Source organism: Micromonospora sp. 067-2, assembly GCF_046549295.1.
In the GTDB taxonomy this organism is placed as follows: domain Bacteria; phylum Actinomycetota; class Actinomycetes; order Mycobacteriales; family Micromonosporaceae; genus Micromonospora.
Genome location: NZ_JAJPWB010000012.1, coordinates 179,340 through 194,094, shown reverse-complemented (window position 1 = coordinate 194,094; position 14,755 = coordinate 179,340). Strand labels below are relative to the sequence as shown.

The window sequence follows — 14,755 nt, the reverse complement described above, 5'->3', positions numbered from 1 at the left end:
AGTGTCAGCACGGTCACTGGCTGGTAGGCTCCCTGCCCATGGGGACCCACCTCACCAAACGGCGCGCGGTCGACCTGTGCCGCGTGGCCACCTGCCTGTGTCGCCCCGTCATCTGACGGCGGGGCTGATTTCGGCCGCCTGACAACGGCGGCCACCGGCACGCAGGGTCCTCGTACCCTCCGGTGATCCCACCGAACGCCCGGCAGCGGCGCCGTCGCACGAACCCGTGATCCCGTCCTTCCACTGGGTCCCGCGCGTGGTGCGACAGTCACATCTATCGATACTCACGCGTTGGCTCACCATCCATCCTCACCAGGGAGTGATTCGATGAGTCGCGACACCGCACTCGTTTCGGCCGAGTGGGCCGAGAAGAACCTCGACGCCGCGGGCGTCGTCTTCGTCGAGGTCGACGAGGACACCTCGGCCTACGACACCGGCCACATCGCCGGCGCCATCAAGATCGACTGGAAGACCGACCTGCAGGACCAGGTCCGCCGGGACTTCGTCAACAAGACCCAGTTCGAGGCGCTGCTCTCCGAGCGGGGCATCGGCAACGACGACACCGTCATCCTCTACGGCGGCAACAACAACTGGTTCGCCGCGTACGCCTACTGGTACTTCAAGCTCTACGGCCACCGTGACGTGAAGCTGCTCGACGGTGGCCGCAAGAAGTGGGAGCTGGACGCCCGCCCGCTGGTGACCGACGCGGTGACCCGCCCGGCCACGCAGTACGTCGCGAGCGAACCGGACACCGCGATCCGGGCGTTCCGCGACGAGGTCGTCGCCGCGATCGGCACCAAGAACCTGGTCGACGTCCGCAGCCCCGACGAGTTCGCCGGCCGGCTGCTCGCCCCCGCCCACCTCCCGCAGGAGCAGGCGCAGCGCGCCGGTCACATCCCGACCGCGATCAGCGTCCCGTGGTCCAAGGCGGCCAACGAGGACGGCACCTTCCGGTCCGACGACGAGCTGCGCAGGATCTACGGCGACGCGGGGCTCGACGACGGCAAGGAGACCATCGCCTACTGCCGGATCGGCGAGCGTTCCTCGCACACCTGGTTCGTGCTCCAGGAGCTGCTGGGTCACCGCAACGTGAAGAACTACGACGGATCCTGGACCGAGTACGGCTCGCTGGTCGGCGTGCCGGTCGCGCTCGGCGACGAGCCCGGGGAGGCCTGACCATGACCGCTCCCACCGCTGCGGGTTGCGCCGCACCGGACCAGGCCGCGCCGCTGCCGGCCAGCCTGGATCTGGAGAAGGAGACCGTCATCACCGGACTCGTCCGGTCCGAGGCGGACGAGGTCGTGGCCGGCGCGTACGTCCGGCTGCTCGACTCGACCGGTGAGTTCACCGCCGAGGTGGTCACGTCGGCCGCCGGCCAGTTCCGGTTCTTCGCCGCGCCGGGTTCCTGGACGCTGCGCGCGCTGTCCCGGCACGGCAACGGCGACACCGCCGTCACCGCTGGCCGGGGCATCAACGAGGTCAGCGTCACCGTCGCCTGACAGCCCGTCCTCTGATCGACCCGTCCTCTGATCGACTCGGAGCCGGTCACCCGCGAGGGTGACCGGCTCCGTCGTCTCCGCGCGGAGCCGGTTCCGGTCGCCCTGGTCCAGGACGAGGCGAGCGCCGGCCGTGGTTCGCCCCCGAAATCCATCGGCGTACGTCACTATCGTCGGGTGAGGGTCACGGTGGAGACGGCTGGTGCCGGCAACGGCTCCGAGCCCGACGAAGATGTTCCGATCGTCGTCTGCGTCAGCGCGGACGTCGCGGTGCGGGAGCGGGTTCTGCGCCAGCTCGACGGGGTCGGTCCGGTGGTGAGCTGCGCCGACCTGACCGAACTGAGGGCGATGCTGTTTCCGTCGGCGCCCGGAGGCTCGGCCCCGGCCGCCGCGCCGATCGGCCCGCCGCCGGGGCCGGTCACCTGGGGCGAGCTGGTCGTCGACCCGGCCGGACACCTGGTCACCTGGCGCGGTGACCCGCTGCCGCTCACCCGCACCGAGCGGGAGTTGCTCGCCCGGCTGATCGGCCCGCCGCTGGTGGTGTGGAGCTACGAGCAGCTCTTCGCCGCCGTCTGGCAGGGTGCGTACCTGGGCGACAGCGCGATCGTGCACTCCGCGGTCAAGCGGCTCCGGCACAAGCTGCGGAGCCTGCCGGGCGGGCCCCGGGTGCACACCGTGCGCGGCGTCGGCTACCGCCTCGACCCGCCACCGCGGCCCAGCTGACCGCCGTCCGCGGCCGGGCTCCCCACCGGCCGCGGACGGCGCCGGTCGCCGCCGGGCCAGCGGCGCGTCCGTGACACCATGGCCGGGTGAGCGGTGCTGTCCGGACGGGGTGGGCCCCGTCGACCGGTCCCGCCGCGCCGGCACCCGCCCGGCGACGGCGGCACTGGCTGCTGGTCGTGACGGCGGTGTGGGCCGTACTGCTGGCCGTGCTCGTCTGGATGTCGGTGCGCGACGATCCACCGACCGTGCGCGAGCAGCGATCCATCGACCAGGCCGGCCCGGTGGTCGACCGCGCGGTCGGCGAACTGGCCCGGGCGGCCGGCGCCGCCGGGCTCCTGGAGCTGAGCCCGGCGCGGGTCGCGTCGGGTTGCCGGGTCACGCCGTTCGCCGACGGTGCCAGGCTGCGCCGGGAGGTCGCCGTGCTGGCACCCGCGGGCACCGAACGCACCGTCCTGACCGGGATCGCGGAGCGCCTTCCGGCCGACTGGCGGGCCGGAGTGGGGTCCGGGCGCGACGGCCCGGTGTTGCGCGCCGACGCCGGGGAGTTCGTCGCCGTCCAGGGACGGCCGACCGGGGACGGCCGGATCTGGTTGACCGTCGACACCGGCTGCCGGCCGGTCGGCTCCGGCTACGTCCCGGCCCCGTCCACCGCCGGCGGCCCCGAGGTCGACGCCGTGACGGCCGCGCTGCGGGCGCTCGGCCGGTCGGCCGACGCCGCGCCGGAGCTGGTCACCGCGCCCTGCCCGGGCGGTGCGCTGGCCCGTACCGCGCGGTCCGCCGCCGGTCCCGGCCCCGCCGCGTCGGCCGGGCTCGCCGCGCTGGCCGGCGGCAACGCCCTGCTGGACGACCCGCCGGTGTACGCGTACCGCACCGGCCCGGTCACCGTGCTGGCCGAGCTCACCCCGGATGCCGCCCGGCTGGCGGCCACCGTCGGCTGCCCCGGCTGAGCCGCGGGTTCAGGTCCTCGGTTGCTCCTCCGGCCCGCGGCTGCGGCCCAGCGCGTCGACCCGTCCCCAGCGACCGGGGATGTCCAACAGCTCGACCCGGCCCATGCCCGGCGGCACGGCCGGATCGATGATCAGGTGTTCGCCCTGCGGCTCCAGCCCCAGCATCACCCGTAGCAGCAGCAGCGGCGTGCCGGTCGACCAGGCCTGCGGGCTGCACGCCGTCGGGTACTCCACCGGATAGTCGGTGAGGTCGCGCGAGTAGCCGGCGAACGCCTCGGGCAGCCGCCCGTCGAAGTAGCGGGACGCGGCCAGCATCGCGTCGCAGATCTGCCCGGCCTCGTCCCGGAAGCCGTACCGCCACAGGCCCCAGGCGATGATCGAGTTGTCGAACGGCCAGACGGTGCCCACGTGGTAGCCGATCGGGTTGTACCGGCTCTGGTCCACGGCGAGGGTCCGTACGCCCCAACCGGAGAACAGCCGCGGGCCGAGCAGGTGCTCGACCACCTTGCCGGCCCGGGACTCGTCGACGATCCCGCTCCACAGCAGGTGACCGATGTTCGACGACAGGGCGTCGACAGGCCTTCCGTCGGCGTCCAGCGCGAGCGCGTAGTACCCGCGGTCGGCGACCCAGAAGTCGTGGTTGAACCGTTGCTTGAGCGCGGCGGCCTCCCGCTCCAGGCGGTCGGCGAAGGCTGGGTCGTTCCAGAACGTCCGGGCCAGCCGGGCGGCGCGGATCTTCGCGTCGTACGCGTAGCCCTGCAGCTCGCAGGTGGCCCGGGGAAAGCCGGGCATCCGGCCGTCGGCGTACGAGATCCCGTCCCAGGAGTCCTTCCAGCACTGGTTCTGCAGGCCGGTCTCCGGGTTGCGGGTCTGGTACCAGAGGTAGCCGGTGCCGAGCAGGTCGCCGTAGGTGTCGATCCACTCCAGCCCCGCGCGCACCTGCGGCTCCAGCCGCCGGACCAGCTCGGAGTCTCCGGTCCACCGCTCGTACTCGTCGAGCAGGATGATGAACAACGGTGTGGAGTCGGCCGACCCGTAGTACGGCGAGTGCGGCTGCTCCTCGAAACCAGCCGTCTCTCCGTACCGCAGCTCGTGCAGGATCTTGCCCGGCTCCTCGTCCCGGAAGTCGTCCACCCGGTGCCCCTGCAGGCCGGCCAGCATGACGATGGTCGGCGGGACCAGTTCCGGGAGGAACGGCAGCACCTGCAACGAGGTGATGATGCTGTCCCGCCCGAACAGGGTCATGAACCAGGGCAGCCCGGCGGCGATCAGCCGTACGCCCAGGGCGATCGACTCGTAGCGCAGCGCGGCCAGGTCGTTGAGGCTGCGCCGGTACGCCCCGGCCAGCGGTTCGCAGTCGCAGCCCAGCTTCGGTGCCCGGTCGATCAGCTCCTGCTGCTCGGCCCGGATGGCGTCGGCGCTGCGGCTGCCGCCGTACGGCAGGGTGGCCCGGATGTCCTCGCCCCGCGCCCCGTAGACCACCGTGGACACGTGCAGCCGGGTGGTCCACCCGCTGTTGCGGGCGATCCGGATCTGGAAGGTCATCCCGACGGCGTCGACCTCGGCCGGCGCTGTCGAGCTGATCACCGTCTCCCGGTGGAAGGCATCCCGCCGGTAGGTCAGTCGCAGCTCGTTGTCGGCCATCTCGACCGTCGTCGAACCGAGCTTCCGCCGTGCGTTCTTGATCTCGAACAGGTCGGCGAAGTCGGCCGCCATCTCGATCCGGACGGTGAAGTCGACGTCCTCGCCGCTGTGGTTCAGCACGGTCAGCTCCTCCTCGAAGCTGCCCACGATGGCCCGGCTGCGGATCACCGACGCCATGGCGTCCAGGTAGTGGGTCGGTTCGCCGGGTGCCAGGAAGAACTTGGTCCGGTACGACTCGGAGGTGTCGATCGACAGGGCGTGCAGCCGCTCGCCGTTCAGGGTGAGCTGCCAGTTGGACAGGAAGCGGGTGTCGAAGGAGAACAATCCGGTCGGGAAGTCGGTGGATGGCTCGATGTCGCCCGTACGGTCGCTGACCAGGAAGGTGTTGCCGTCCAGGATGCTGACGAAATCCTTCATACCCGCCGCCCGGCCTGCTTCCGGGCCACCTCGCGCGGGTCCCGGGTGCCCGGTGGGTTCGGAAAGAACCGCCGGAAGGCCAGGAAGAGCACCACGTTTCCGCTGAACGTGCTCTCGTTGCGCAGCACCGCCGCGAGCCCCTGGGCCTCGCCGGCCACCAACCTGTCGAACAGGGCGGCGCTGCTGTACCAGATGGCGTCGGCCGGCCCGCGGTCGCGGCTGACCTGCACCGTGCCTGGTCGCATCCGCACCAGCCAGTGCTCGGTCGTCTGGTCGTCGGTGCCGAGGTCGATCTGGAGGGTTCCGGCGGACAGGCCGCTGAGGACCTCCGGGCCGCGCGCCGGCAGTGATTCGAAGAACCTCTCCGTCGCCTCGGTCACATCCGAATCGTAGGCAGCCGCCCGAGATGTCGGGTCGGTATCTGAACTCCGCCCACACCGCTCGCGGCAGCCGCCGCCGGATCAGTAGACCAGTGCCTGCGCGCCGTCGGCCAGCGCCTCCTCGACGAAGGCCGCGGCACCCGCGATCCGGACGCCGGGCAGCACGTCGTCCGGGCCGATTCCCCTCCGGGCCGCGCACTGGGTGCAGGCGGTGACCCTGCCACTGGTCAGGATGACGTGCAGCAGCTCGGCGAGCGGCGCGGAGTGCGGCAGCTCGAATTCCTGGGCGCGGCCGGGCAGCACGAACCAGGTCGACTCGCCGGTCAGCCAGAGCGACACGTCCACCCCGGCCGCGACCGCCGTGGCGGCGACCGTGAACGCCTGCGCGCACCGCTCCGGGGCGTCCGCCCCCGCGGTGGCCTTGACGACGAGAGTGCGGGCCATGGGGCCCAGCATAGGATGGTCGGGATGGTTACCGAGATCGGGTTCGTCAGCCTGCTGGTCGCCGGCCTGGGCGGGCTCGCCGGTGGCCTGGTCTACCTCGCCGTACGCATATCGAGAGGACGTTGGTGAGCGTGGGAAGTGAGCGCGAGGAGAACCCGCTGCAGCCTCCCTGGCTGAACGCGCCGCCGGTCGAGGAGTACCCGTTCGAGGAGAGCCACGACCTGCGGGTCGGGCCGAAGCTGCACCCGGCGTTGGATGGCCTGCTGCCCTACGTCGGCCTGTGGCGTGGCCGGGGCAAGGGCGGTTTCCCCACCATCGAGGACTTCGACTACGCCCAGGAGATCCGGATCAGCCACGACGGCCGACCGTTCCTGCACTACGAGTCCCGCGCCTGGATCCTCGACGAGCAGAGCAAGCCGGTCCGCCCCGCCGGGCGTGAGGTCGGCTGGTGGCGGCCGGTGCTCGTGGACGGCCGGGCCACCGACGAGCTGGAGGCTCTGCTGACCACTCCGACGGGGGTGATGGAGCTGCACGTCGGTAAGCGCACCGGCACCCAGGTCGAGTTCGCCACCGACGCGGTGATCCGGACGGCGACCGCCAAGGAGGTCACCGGCGGGCAACGGCTCTTCGGCATCGTCGAGGGCGCACTGCTCTATGCCCAGGAGATGGCCGCGATGGGGCACGGGCTGACCCCGCACCTCTCCGCCCGGCTCGTCCGGGTCGGCGGCTGACGCTCAGGGGACCGGAAAACCCAGCACGGCCTGCAGGGCGTGGGTGCGCGGGCAGCCGGCACGGCGCACCCCGTCCAGAGTGTGGATCTCGGTGAGCCCGCGGACCGAAGAGGTGAACCAGACGCCGTCGGCCGCGTGCAGCTCGGCCGGGGTGACCATCCGCTCGGTGGCGGTCAGGCCCAACTCGCCAACGTTGCCCAGCAGCCAGGCGACCGTCGTGCCGGGCAGGATGCCGGTGGTGGCGGCGGGCACCGTGCAGAGCGTGTCGCCGGTGAGCCACACCACGTTGGCCGTCGGGCCCTCCAGCGCGTACCCGTCGGAGGAGACCCAGAGCACGTCGTCCACCCCGGCCCGGTCGGCCCAGCGGCGGGCGGCGCTGTTGACCGCGTACGACGTGGATTTGATCCCGGCGGGCAGCCAGTCCAGCCCGGTGCGGGCGTCGGCGGGCACCCCCAGCGGCAGGGTGGCCACGCCGATCCCGTTCCGGCGTGCCGCCCGGGACGACGCGGGCACCGGGGTCAGCGTGGCGTAGACGGTCGGCGGTCCGCCGGCCTCGGGCCCACGGGTGCAGACCAGGCGCAGGGCCCCCTCCACCTGCGCCGGCCAGCCCGTCCGCGCGGTGTCGAGGAGTTCGATCAGCGCGGCGGGGGGTGGCAGGGTCAGTTCGACGGCGGCGGCCGCCGCGGCCAGCCGGGCCAGGTGCTCGTCGCGCAGCCACGGACGGCCGTGACGCAGGTGCATGGTCTCGAAGAGGCCGTCACCGCGCAGGACGCCGAGGTCGTCACCGCGGAGCACCGGCTCGCCGCCGGGCACCGGGCCGCGCCCCAGCACCACCATCCGCGCGGTCGGATCGGCCGCGACCTTTCCGACCGACGACATCGCCATGACCGTCGAGCCTAGTGGCGGCCCGTCACGCCGTGGGATCGGCATCGTGGCCGAACTATGATCGGACGGTGTCCGAATCCTCCCTTGCGGAAATGCTCCGGGCCCGTGGGCTGCGGCTGACGGCCCAGCGGCAGCTTGTCCTCCAGGCGGTCCTCGATCTGGGCCACGCCACGCCGGAGCAGGTGCACAACGCGGTCCGTGAGGTCGCCGCCGGCGTCAACATCACCACCATCTACCGCACGCTCGAGCTGCTCGAACGGCTCGGCCTGGTGACCCACACCCACCTCTCGCACGGCTCTCCCACCTATCACGCGGCCGGTGAGCACGAACACGTCCACCTGGTCTGCCGGCAGTGCGGCGCGATCGACGAGATCGATCCGGAGCTGCTGCGCCCGCTCGCCGACCAGTTGGCCGCGCAGCGGGGGTTCCAGGTGGACATCGGGCACGTGTCACTCTTCGGCGTCTGCGAACGCTGCCAGAACGGGGACCAGAAATGATCGACATCGCGGGCGCGGTGGCCGTCGAGCGCATCGACGAGGCCAGCCGAGACCAGCCGGACCCGGCGCACGTCGCGGCCGGGGTGCGGGGGGTGGCCGCGCACTACGGCGACCCGCTGCGCGAGCAACGTGTCCTGGACACCGAGGTCGGCCTGGTCGACCGGTCGCACCGGGGCGTCGTCGCGGTGCCGGGGGAGGAGCGGGCCGGCTGGCTGCACACGATCACCTCGCAGCACCTCGCGACGCTGGCCGCCGACGAGGGCACCGAGCTGCTGGTGCTCTCTCCGCACGGGCACGTCGAGCAGCACGCCGTGGTCGCGGAGGACGGCGAGACGACCTGGCTGGACACCGAGCCGGGCGCGACCGCCGGCCTGCTGTCGTACCTGGAGAAGATGCGGTTCTTCAGCAAGGTCGAGCCGCGCGACGCGACCGTCGAGCGGGCGCTGCTGTCACTGGTCGGGCCGGCGGCGACCGACGCGCTGGGCACGCTCGGCGTGACCGGGCTGGCCGCACCGGACCTGATCGCGGTGCCGGGTCCGAAGTTCGCCGCCGGCGCCGTGCCACCGCGGGCGACCGTTCGGTACGACGTACGGCCGCTGCCGATCGGCGGCTGGGCCCGCCGCGGTCCGCTCGGGGTGGACCTGCTGGTGCCCCGGACCGCCATGGAGCAGGTGGTCGCGGAGCTGCGGGGTGCGGGCGTGCCGGTCGCCGGGCTGTGGGCGTACGAGGCGATCCGGGTGGCCGCCCGGCGGCCCCGGCTCGGGGTGGACACCGACCACCGGACCATTCCGGCCGAGGTGGACCTGATCGGCCCGGCGGTCCACCTGGACAAGGGTTGTTACCGGGGGCAGGAGACGGTGGCCCGGGTGCACAACATGGGTCGGCCGCCACGTCGTCTGGTGCTGCTGCACCTGGACGGGGTGACCACCGACCAGCCACCGACCGCTGGTACGCCGGTGCTGCTCGACGGCCGGGCGGTGGGCTTCGTCGGCACCGCCGTGCTGCACCACGAGCTGGGTCAGATCGCCCTGGCGGTGGTGAAGCGGAACGTTCCGGAGGACGCCACGCTGCTGATCGGCGAGACCGCGGCGGCGATCGACCCGTCCTGACGGGGCCGTCTAGGATCGCCGGCATGACGACAGGGACGTTGATCACGGTGGCCCCGACCGGCGCGGAGTCGGCCAAGGCGGAGGTGCCGGCGCTGCCGGTGACGCTCGACGAGCTGCTGCTCACCGCCAAGGAGTGTGCGGCGCTCGGCGCTGCCGTGATCCACGTCCACATCCGCGACGACGCGGCACGACCCACCCTCGACCCGGCGCGACTGCGCGAGACGGTGGCCGCGCTCCGGGAGAGCACCGACCTGATCGTGCAGCTCTCCTCCGGCGGCGCGGTGACCGACCCGGAGGCGTCCCGGCTGGCCGTGCTCGACGCGCAACCGGACATGGCCTCGTGCACCATGGGCACGGTCAACTTCGGCGACGACGTGTTCCTCAACCGCTGGGAGTTCATCGTCGACCTGCACACCCGGATGCAGGAGCGCGGGATCGTGCCGGAGTACGAGATCTTCGATCTGGGCCACCTGTCCGCGTTGCAGCGCCTGCTCGGCAGGTACGGCCTGCCGGCCGGGGGGCACGTGCACGTCGACTTCGTGATGGGCGTGCCGGGCGGCATGCCGGGCACCACCGAGACGCTGGTCGCGGCGCACCGGATGCTGCGGGACCTGCCGGAGGGCACCACCTTCTCGGCCACCGGCGTCGGTCGCAGCACGATCCCGGTCATGCTGGCCTCGCTGTCGACCGGCGGGCACCTGCGGGTCGGCATGGAGGACACGGTGACGTACGCCAAGGGTCGCCCGGTGGAGTCCAACATGCAGTTGGTCGCCCGCGCGGTCGGGTTCGCCCAGCTCGCCCAGCGTCCGCCGCTGACCACCGCCGAGGCTCGCGAGCTGCTCGGGCTGTAAGGCCGGGCCTCTCCGACGCCCCTGTCACCCGGGCGGTGGACGACCTGGTCACCCCGCCGCAGGCGACCCGGGCGCCGTCGGTACCGTCCAGCACGTGGTCAAGACGTACGAGGGCGGCGCGCCGCTCGCCGAGGTGGTCCGGTCCGGTTTCGTGGAGGGCGCGCACCGCGGCTCGGTGGTGGTGCTGGACGCCGCCGGTCTGCCGGTGGCCGCTGCCGGGGACGTGACCGCACCGATCTTCCCCCGCTCGGCCAGCAAGCCGATGCAGGCGATCGGGATGCTCCGCGCCGGCCTGCCGCTCACCGAGCCGGCCGACCTGGCGCTGGTCTCGGCCAGCCACGCCGGTGAGGACTTCCACCTGGCCCGGGTCGCCGCGCTGCTGGAGCGGGCCGGGCTGGACGCCTCGGCCCTGCACTGCCCTTCGGACCTGCCGGTCGGCGCTGCGGCCCGGGAAGCCGTGCTGCGCTCGGGAGGCGGCCCGACGCGCGTGCAGATGAACTGCTCCGGCAAGCACAGCGGGATGCTGCTGACCTGCCAGGCTGCCGGTTGGCCGTTGGACGGCTACTGGCGGCCGGAGCACCCGTTGCAGCAGCGGTTGCAGGCGACCATCGAGGAGTTCACCGGTGAACAGGCAGCCGCGGTGGGAGTGGACGGCTGCGGTGCGCCGGTGCTCGCGGTGTCGCTGACCGGTCTGGCCGGGGCGTTTCTTCGGCTGGTCGACGCCGAGCCCGGTTCGGTGCCGCGTACGGTGGCCGACGCCATGCGCGCCCACCCGGAGATCGTCGGCGGCACCCGCGCCGACGACACCCGGCTGATGCGCGGCGTTCCGGGCCTGCTGGCGAAGGTTGGTGCCGAGGGCGTGATCGCGGTGGGACTGCCGGGCGTCGGCGCGGTGGCACTGAAGATCGACGATGGGGCGGATCGGGCACGGATGCCGGTGCTGGTCTCCGCGCTGCGCCGGCTCGGCGTGGACGCCCCGGTGCTGGCCGAGTACGCCGAGCTGCCGCTCTTCGGCGGCGGCGTCCCGGTCGGCGCGGTTCGTCCGCTCTGGTGAGCGGCGGATGGTCCCTTCCGTCCGGGACGGCCGCTCGGGAATGAGTCTGATGCCTCAGAGGCATTTTTATGCCGCTGAGGCATCAGACTCGTTAGCCCGACACCCTCGGCGTGCGCTCTGGGGACGCCGGGCGGGTCAGCTCAGGAAGTCGAGCAGGGCGGCGTTGACCGACTCGGGACGCTCCAGCGGCAGCAGGTGCGCGGCGTCCGGCACGTCGGGCAGCCGTACCGCGCCGGGCACCTCGGCGGCGATCCGGTCGGCGAGCCGGCGGATGTCCGGCACGTCCGCGGCGCCGGCGGTGACCAGGACGGGGACTCGCAGCTCGCCGAGGCGGCCGATCGCGGGCGGGGTCAGCTCGCCGACCTCCACCGCGCCCAGGGCCGACTCGGCGGCGAGCGCGCGCTGATCCATCTCCTGTGCGAACGCGAGCAGCGCGGGGTCGACGTCCTCCGGTTGGCGGCCGGGGCCGACCACCCAGAACCGCACCTCCCCGGCCGCCCCGGCGGTGAAGTCGTTCGGGTCCACCTCGCCGACCAGGTCGTCCCAGAGGTCGTTGGCCTCCTCGGACCACTCGTTGCCGGAGACCGCCGTGTCGAACAGGGCGAGCGCGCTGACCCGGTGCGGATGCGCCAGCGCGGTGTCGATGGCCACCGACCCGCCGAAGGAGCAGCCGACCAGGGCGGCTCGCGGCAGGTCGAGCGCGTCCAGCAGGCCGGCCACGTCGTCGTGGTGCGCGAACGGGGTCGAGGGCAGCTCGGAGTCGCCGTAGCCGCGCAGATCCGGAACGATCACCCGGTGTCGGGCGGCGAGCGCGGTGAGCTGCCCACGCCACATCCGGCGGTCGGCGATGCCGGCGTGCAGCAACACGACGGGCGACCCGGTGCCGGCCTCGTCGTACGCGAGAACTGCTCCGTTGACTGTGATCTTGTGCACGGTCGGACGGTACGGATCGGGCGGGCGACGCGCAAACAGGGTGCTGAGACCTTGCTAACTCTGGCTAGCGTTTTGCTTGCAGGAGCTAGCAAGGCGGACTAGCGTCGGCGTCATGGCCACACCGAAGGACCTCTCCGACGTCGGCGGGTTCATCCGCGACCTGCGGCGTAACGCGAAGATCTCGCTGCGGCAGCTCGCCGAGCAGGCGGGGGTCAGCAACCCGTACCTCAGTCAGATCGAGCGTGGCCTTCGCAAGCCCAGCGCCGAGGTGCTCCAGCAACTGGCCAGCGCCCTGCGGGTGTCCACCCCGGCGATGTACCTGCGGGCCGGGCTGCTCGACGACAAGGAGGGCCACGGTGTGCTCGCCGCCATCGCGGTGGACGGCGACCTGACCATGGCCCAGAAGCAGTCGCTCAGCCAGATCTACGAGACCTTCCGCCGGGAGAACGTCCGGTTCGCCGAGGCCCGCGCCGAGGGCGACGGCACCGACATCGCCGACCAGCCGGCCGACGTGGCCAACCTGGCCGCCACCGGCCCCACCACCGCGGGCGGCACCCCGACCGAAGCCGTGCTCGAGTCGGTCGCCGTCACCGAGGCGGGCTCCGCCCCCGCCCCGATCAGCACCAGCACCCCCGAGAAGAAGGCCGCCGGTCCGGCGGTCCGGAAGGCCGCCGAGGCGGCCGAGGAGGAGACGTCATGACCGAGCCGAAGACCAACCGCATCCCCGCTCCGATCTACGCCGCCGCCGGCGCCGGTGAACTGGCCCTCCAGCAGCTGCGCAAGCTGCCGGCCGTGGTCGCCGTCCTCGGCACCCGGGTCGTCGCCGACCTGGGTGGTCGGGCCGTGCTGACCGGCTTCGAGCTGCGACAGAAGGCCACCGAGTTGGATCTGACCAAGCTCCGCGAGTCGGCCGACCTGACCAGGCTCCGTGAGGTCGCCGACCTCGACAGGCTGCGGGCCGCCGCGACTCGCAACGCCGCCGTGGCGGTCGCCGGCGCCCAGGCCGCCCACGAGCGGGCGTACGCCGCGTACGGCGCGCTGGTCGCCCGCGGTGAGCGGGTCGTCGGCGCCGGAGTGCTGGAGGCCGCTGAGACGGTCAACGCCGACATCGAGGCCACCCAGGCCGTGACGCCGGCCACCGCTGCGGCCGCGACCACCACCACGATCACCGCTCCGGCCGTGACCACCGCGACCGAGCCGAGTTCGGCCGAGGTGCCGAGCCCGATCGAGGTCGCCGCGATCGCCGAGGCCAAGCCGGCCGCTGTCAAGAAGGCCGCCCGGGCACCGAAGGCCGCCAAGCCGGCCGCGACCCCGTCGGCGAAGCTGCCCCGGGCCAGCAAGGCAACCCGCCCGGCAGCCGAGTAGTTCGTGCTTCCGACGACCCCGGCGGCGTCCTTGTGGGACGTAGCCGGGGTCGTCGACATAAACTTGCCGGCATGGCCAACGCCGCGCCGATCTTCGCGTTCGAAGTCCGCTCCGTGATCGAGTTGATCCTGCTCGTCTTCGCGCTGATCATCCAGGGTGTCGCGCTGGTGCACGCCGTCACGCAGCGCGCCGACGCCTTCCCCGCCATCGGAACACTGCCCAAGGGTGGCTGGATCGCCATCCTGGCGGTCTGCCTCGTGCTGACCCTGCTCGGTTTCGGTCCACTCAGCCTCTTCGGACTGATCGGCATCGCCGCCGGCCTCATCTACCTGCTCGACGTCCGGGTCGGCCTGCGCGACCTGAGCGACGGCAAAGGGTTCCTGTGAGAGGTTTCCGCTGGCCACCTCCACCCGACGGCGGCCCCCGCACGTGGGGGCCCGGTCCGGGTGGTCCGCGTACCGGGCGGCCGGCCCTGCCGGAACCGGAGACCGAGCTGGTCACCACCCCGCACGGCGTACGGCTGGAGCGGCTGGTCACCGGCACCGGTGATCCGGTCACCGTCTTCGCGCACGGGCTGGGTAACGGCATCGCCACCACCCGCCCGTTCGGCAGCGGGGTGACCGGTCGCAAGGTGTTCTTCCAGTTCCGGGGGCATGGCCGCTCCGACGCGCCGGCCGGGTCGTGGAGCTATCTTGACCTGGCCCGCGATCTGCGCGCCGTCGCGGATCTGGGCGGCGCCAGCCGGGCGTTCGGGGCGAGCCTCGGCGCTGGCGCGCTCTGCCGTCTGCTCGTCGAGAGTCCGGATCGCTTCGAGAAGGTGGTCCTCTTCCTGCCGGCGGTGCTCGACCAGCCGCGTGGCCCGGTCGCCAAGGACCGCGTCACGAACCTGCTGGAGGCGGTGGGAAGTGGTGACGCCTCGGCGGTCGCCGACGTCGTCTCGCTGGAGCTGCCGACGGCGGTCCGCAACACCCCGGCCGGCTGGGCGTACCTGCGGCAGCGGCTCGACCAACTGCTCCGCGACGGTCTGGCCGACGGTCTGGCCACCCTCGCGGAGCAGGCGCCGCTGCGCGACGGCTCAGCCCTGTCGGCGGTCACCGCGCCAGCGCTGGTGATCGGCTGTGCCGGCGACGACCTGCATCCGGTCGAGGTCGCCGAGCAACTCGCCGCCGCGTTGCCCCGGGCAACCCTGCACGTGTACGACCGACCCGGCGTGCTCTGGACCGAACGCGCCGACCTGCGGGAGCGCGTGTCCAGCTTCCTCAACGAGTAACGTGCCCGG

At 72.7% G+C, this 14,755-nt stretch carries 20 protein-coding genes; 15 read left to right on the top strand and 5 right to left on the bottom strand.

Translation table 11 applies throughout. The annotated features are described in order from the left end of the window. Positions 1 to 38: 38 nt before the first annotated feature. The 5 genes from ACLJN9_RS27425 (at position 39) to ACLJN9_RS27405 (ending at position 3,166) form a co-directional block, all read left to right on the top strand. Positions 39 to 116, top strand: a complete 78-nt coding sequence (locus tag ACLJN9_RS27425) for an Ms5788A family Cys-rich leader peptide (RefSeq protein ID WP_310503780.1) — start codon at positions 39 to 41, stop codon at positions 114 to 116. Positions 117 to 327: 211 nt separating this feature from the next. Further along, positions 328 to 1,176, top strand: a complete 849-nt coding sequence (locus ACLJN9_RS27420) for a sulfurtransferase (RefSeq protein ID WP_410814502.1) — start codon at positions 328 to 330, stop codon at positions 1,174 to 1,176. Between the two features lie 2 nt (positions 1,177 to 1,178). Continuing rightward, positions 1,179 to 1,499, top strand: a complete 321-nt coding sequence (locus ACLJN9_RS27415) for a DUF1416 domain-containing protein (RefSeq protein ID WP_410814501.1) — start codon at positions 1,179 to 1,181, stop codon at positions 1,497 to 1,499. A gap of 237 nt (positions 1,500 to 1,736) precedes the next feature. Then, positions 1,737 to 2,219, top strand: coding sequence for a winged helix-turn-helix domain-containing protein (locus ACLJN9_RS27410; RefSeq protein WP_410814574.1), 483 nt, complete (start codon positions 1,737 to 1,739; stop codon positions 2,217 to 2,219). An 86-nt stretch (positions 2,220 to 2,305) separates the two neighbouring features. Continuing rightward, positions 2,306 to 3,166 carry a hypothetical protein gene (locus tag ACLJN9_RS27405; protein ID WP_410814500.1) on the top strand — a complete coding sequence of 287 codons (861 nt, stop codon included), beginning with the start codon at positions 2,306 to 2,308 and terminating at the stop codon, positions 3,164 to 3,166. A 9-nt stretch (positions 3,167 to 3,175) separates the two neighbouring features. Here the strand turns inward: ACLJN9_RS27405 and ACLJN9_RS27400 are convergent, their stop codons facing one another. The 3 genes from ACLJN9_RS27400 to ACLJN9_RS27390 all read right to left on the bottom strand — a co-directional run bounded on the left by ACLJN9_RS27400 (position 3,176) and on the right by ACLJN9_RS27390 (position 6,063). Further along, positions 3,176 to 5,227 carry a glycogen debranching N-terminal domain-containing protein gene (locus ACLJN9_RS27400; protein WP_410814499.1) on the bottom strand — a complete coding sequence of 684 codons (2,052 nt, stop codon included), beginning with the start codon at positions 5,225 to 5,227 and terminating at the stop codon, positions 3,176 to 3,178. Beyond that, complete coding sequence (locus ACLJN9_RS27395) at positions 5,224 to 5,607, bottom strand: SCP2 sterol-binding domain-containing protein (protein WP_410814498.1); 384 nt, start codon at positions 5,605 to 5,607, stop codon at positions 5,224 to 5,226. The genes ACLJN9_RS27400 and ACLJN9_RS27395 overlap by 4 nt, the downstream gene beginning before the upstream one ends. 81 nt (positions 5,608 to 5,688) lie before the next feature. Continuing rightward, positions 5,689 to 6,063 carry a DsrE family protein gene (locus ACLJN9_RS27390; RefSeq protein WP_410814497.1) on the bottom strand — a complete coding sequence of 125 codons (375 nt, stop codon included), beginning with the start codon at positions 6,061 to 6,063 and terminating at the stop codon, positions 5,689 to 5,691. Between the two features lie 12 nt (positions 6,064 to 6,075). On the opposite strand from ACLJN9_RS27390, the gene mtfM reads away from it, so the two are divergent. Both mtfM and ACLJN9_RS27380 read left to right on the top strand, forming a co-directional pair. Next, positions 6,076 to 6,180, top strand: a complete 105-nt coding sequence (mtfM, locus tag ACLJN9_RS27385) for a small membrane protein MtfM (protein WP_030327764.1) — start codon at positions 6,076 to 6,078, stop codon at positions 6,178 to 6,180. Positions 6,181 to 6,182: 2 nt separating this feature from the next. Further along, positions 6,183 to 6,782, top strand: coding sequence for an FABP family protein (locus ACLJN9_RS27380; protein ID WP_410814573.1), 600 nt, complete (start codon positions 6,183 to 6,185; stop codon positions 6,780 to 6,782). A 3-nt stretch (positions 6,783 to 6,785) separates the two neighbouring features. On the opposite strand, the gene ACLJN9_RS27375 is transcribed toward ACLJN9_RS27380, so the two are convergent. Further along, positions 6,786 to 7,661, bottom strand: coding sequence for an aminotransferase class IV (locus ACLJN9_RS27375; RefSeq protein WP_410814572.1), 876 nt, complete (start codon positions 7,659 to 7,661; stop codon positions 6,786 to 6,788). Between the two features lie 74 nt (positions 7,662 to 7,735). Here ACLJN9_RS27375 and ACLJN9_RS27370 point away from each other — a divergent pair, with 74 nt between their 5' ends. The 4 genes from ACLJN9_RS27370 (at position 7,736) to ACLJN9_RS27355 (ending at position 11,178) form a co-directional block, all read left to right on the top strand. Continuing rightward, positions 7,736 to 8,164: a Fur family transcriptional regulator gene (locus tag ACLJN9_RS27370; protein WP_410814496.1), complete on the top strand. Its 429-nt coding sequence runs from the start codon at positions 7,736 to 7,738 to the stop codon at positions 8,162 to 8,164. Then, positions 8,161 to 9,273, top strand: coding sequence for a YgfZ/GcvT domain-containing protein (locus ACLJN9_RS27365; protein ID WP_410814495.1), 1,113 nt, complete (start codon positions 8,161 to 8,163; stop codon positions 9,271 to 9,273). Before ACLJN9_RS27370 ends, ACLJN9_RS27365 begins: the two co-directional genes overlap by 4 nt. Before the next feature lie 23 nt (positions 9,274 to 9,296). After that, the gene (locus ACLJN9_RS27360; RefSeq protein WP_410814494.1) at positions 9,297 to 10,124 is read left to right on the top strand and encodes a 3-keto-5-aminohexanoate cleavage protein; all 828 of its coding nucleotides are present in this window, start codon (positions 9,297 to 9,299) and stop codon (positions 10,122 to 10,124) included. Between the two features lie 94 nt (positions 10,125 to 10,218). Further along, positions 10,219 to 11,178, top strand: coding sequence for an asparaginase (locus ACLJN9_RS27355; RefSeq protein ID WP_410814493.1), 960 nt, complete (start codon positions 10,219 to 10,221; stop codon positions 11,176 to 11,178). 135 nt (positions 11,179 to 11,313) lie between these two features. Here ACLJN9_RS27355 and ACLJN9_RS27350 read toward each other — a convergent pair whose 3' ends face one another. Continuing rightward, the gene (locus tag ACLJN9_RS27350) at positions 11,314 to 12,111 is read right to left on the bottom strand and encodes an alpha/beta fold hydrolase (protein WP_410814492.1); all 798 of its coding nucleotides are present in this window, start codon (positions 12,109 to 12,111) and stop codon (positions 11,314 to 11,316) included. Positions 12,112 to 12,223: 112 nt separating this feature from the next. Between ACLJN9_RS27350 and ACLJN9_RS27345 the strand changes: the two genes are divergently transcribed. The 4 genes from ACLJN9_RS27345 (at position 12,224) to ACLJN9_RS27330 (ending at position 14,746) form a co-directional block, all read left to right on the top strand. Next, positions 12,224 to 12,811, top strand: a complete 588-nt coding sequence (locus tag ACLJN9_RS27345; protein ID WP_410814491.1) for a helix-turn-helix domain-containing protein — start codon at positions 12,224 to 12,226, stop codon at positions 12,809 to 12,811. Beyond that, complete coding sequence (locus ACLJN9_RS27340) at positions 12,808 to 13,476, top strand: hypothetical protein (protein ID WP_410814490.1); 669 nt, start codon at positions 12,808 to 12,810, stop codon at positions 13,474 to 13,476. The genes ACLJN9_RS27345 and ACLJN9_RS27340 overlap by 4 nt, the downstream gene beginning before the upstream one ends. Before the next feature lie 71 nt (positions 13,477 to 13,547). Further along, complete coding sequence (locus ACLJN9_RS27335) at positions 13,548 to 13,862, top strand: DUF2516 family protein (RefSeq protein WP_410814489.1); 315 nt, start codon at positions 13,548 to 13,550, stop codon at positions 13,860 to 13,862. Continuing rightward, positions 13,859 to 14,746: an alpha/beta fold hydrolase gene (locus ACLJN9_RS27330; protein WP_410814488.1), complete on the top strand. Its 888-nt coding sequence runs from the start codon at positions 13,859 to 13,861 to the stop codon at positions 14,744 to 14,746. The genes ACLJN9_RS27335 and ACLJN9_RS27330 overlap by 4 nt, the downstream gene beginning before the upstream one ends. Positions 14,747 to 14,755: the final 9 nt, after the last annotated feature.

What these genes read in the sequence shown, in the direction of transcription:
- ACLJN9_RS27420 (WP_410814502.1), top strand. Translation starts at nt 328, where the DNA reads ATGAGTCGCGACACCGCACTCGTTTCGGCCGAGTGGGCCGAGAAGAAC.
- ACLJN9_RS27360 (WP_410814494.1), top strand. Translation starts at nt 9,297, where the DNA reads ATGACGACAGGGACGTTGATCACGGTGGCCCCGACCGGCGCGGAGTCG.
- ACLJN9_RS27375 (WP_410814572.1), bottom strand. Translation starts at nt 7,661, where the DNA reads ATGTCGTCGGTCGGAAAGGTCGCGGCCGATCCGACCGCGCGGATGGTG.
- ACLJN9_RS27340 (WP_410814490.1), top strand. Translation starts at nt 12,808, where the DNA reads ATGACCGAGCCGAAGACCAACCGCATCCCCGCTCCGATCTACGCCGCC.
- ACLJN9_RS27415 (WP_410814501.1), top strand. Translation starts at nt 1,179, where the DNA reads ATGACCGCTCCCACCGCTGCGGGTTGCGCCGCACCGGACCAGGCCGCG.
- ACLJN9_RS27335 (WP_410814489.1), top strand. Translation starts at nt 13,548, where the DNA reads ATGGCCAACGCCGCGCCGATCTTCGCGTTCGAAGTCCGCTCCGTGATC.
- ACLJN9_RS27345 (WP_410814491.1), top strand. Translation starts at nt 12,224, where the DNA reads ATGGCCACACCGAAGGACCTCTCCGACGTCGGCGGGTTCATCCGCGAC.
- ACLJN9_RS27400 (WP_410814499.1), bottom strand. Translation starts at nt 5,227, where the DNA reads ATGAAGGATTTCGTCAGCATCCTGGACGGCAACACCTTCCTGGTCAGC.
- mtfM (WP_030327764.1), top strand. Translation starts at nt 6,076, where the DNA reads ATGGTTACCGAGATCGGGTTCGTCAGCCTGCTGGTCGCCGGCCTGGGC.
- ACLJN9_RS27365 (WP_410814495.1), top strand. Translation starts at nt 8,161, where the DNA reads ATGATCGACATCGCGGGCGCGGTGGCCGTCGAGCGCATCGACGAGGCC.
- ACLJN9_RS27390 (WP_410814497.1), bottom strand. Translation starts at nt 6,063, where the DNA reads ATGCTGGGCCCCATGGCCCGCACTCTCGTCGTCAAGGCCACCGCGGGG.
- ACLJN9_RS27425 (WP_310503780.1), top strand. Translation starts at nt 39, where the DNA reads ATGGGGACCCACCTCACCAAACGGCGCGCGGTCGACCTGTGCCGCGTG.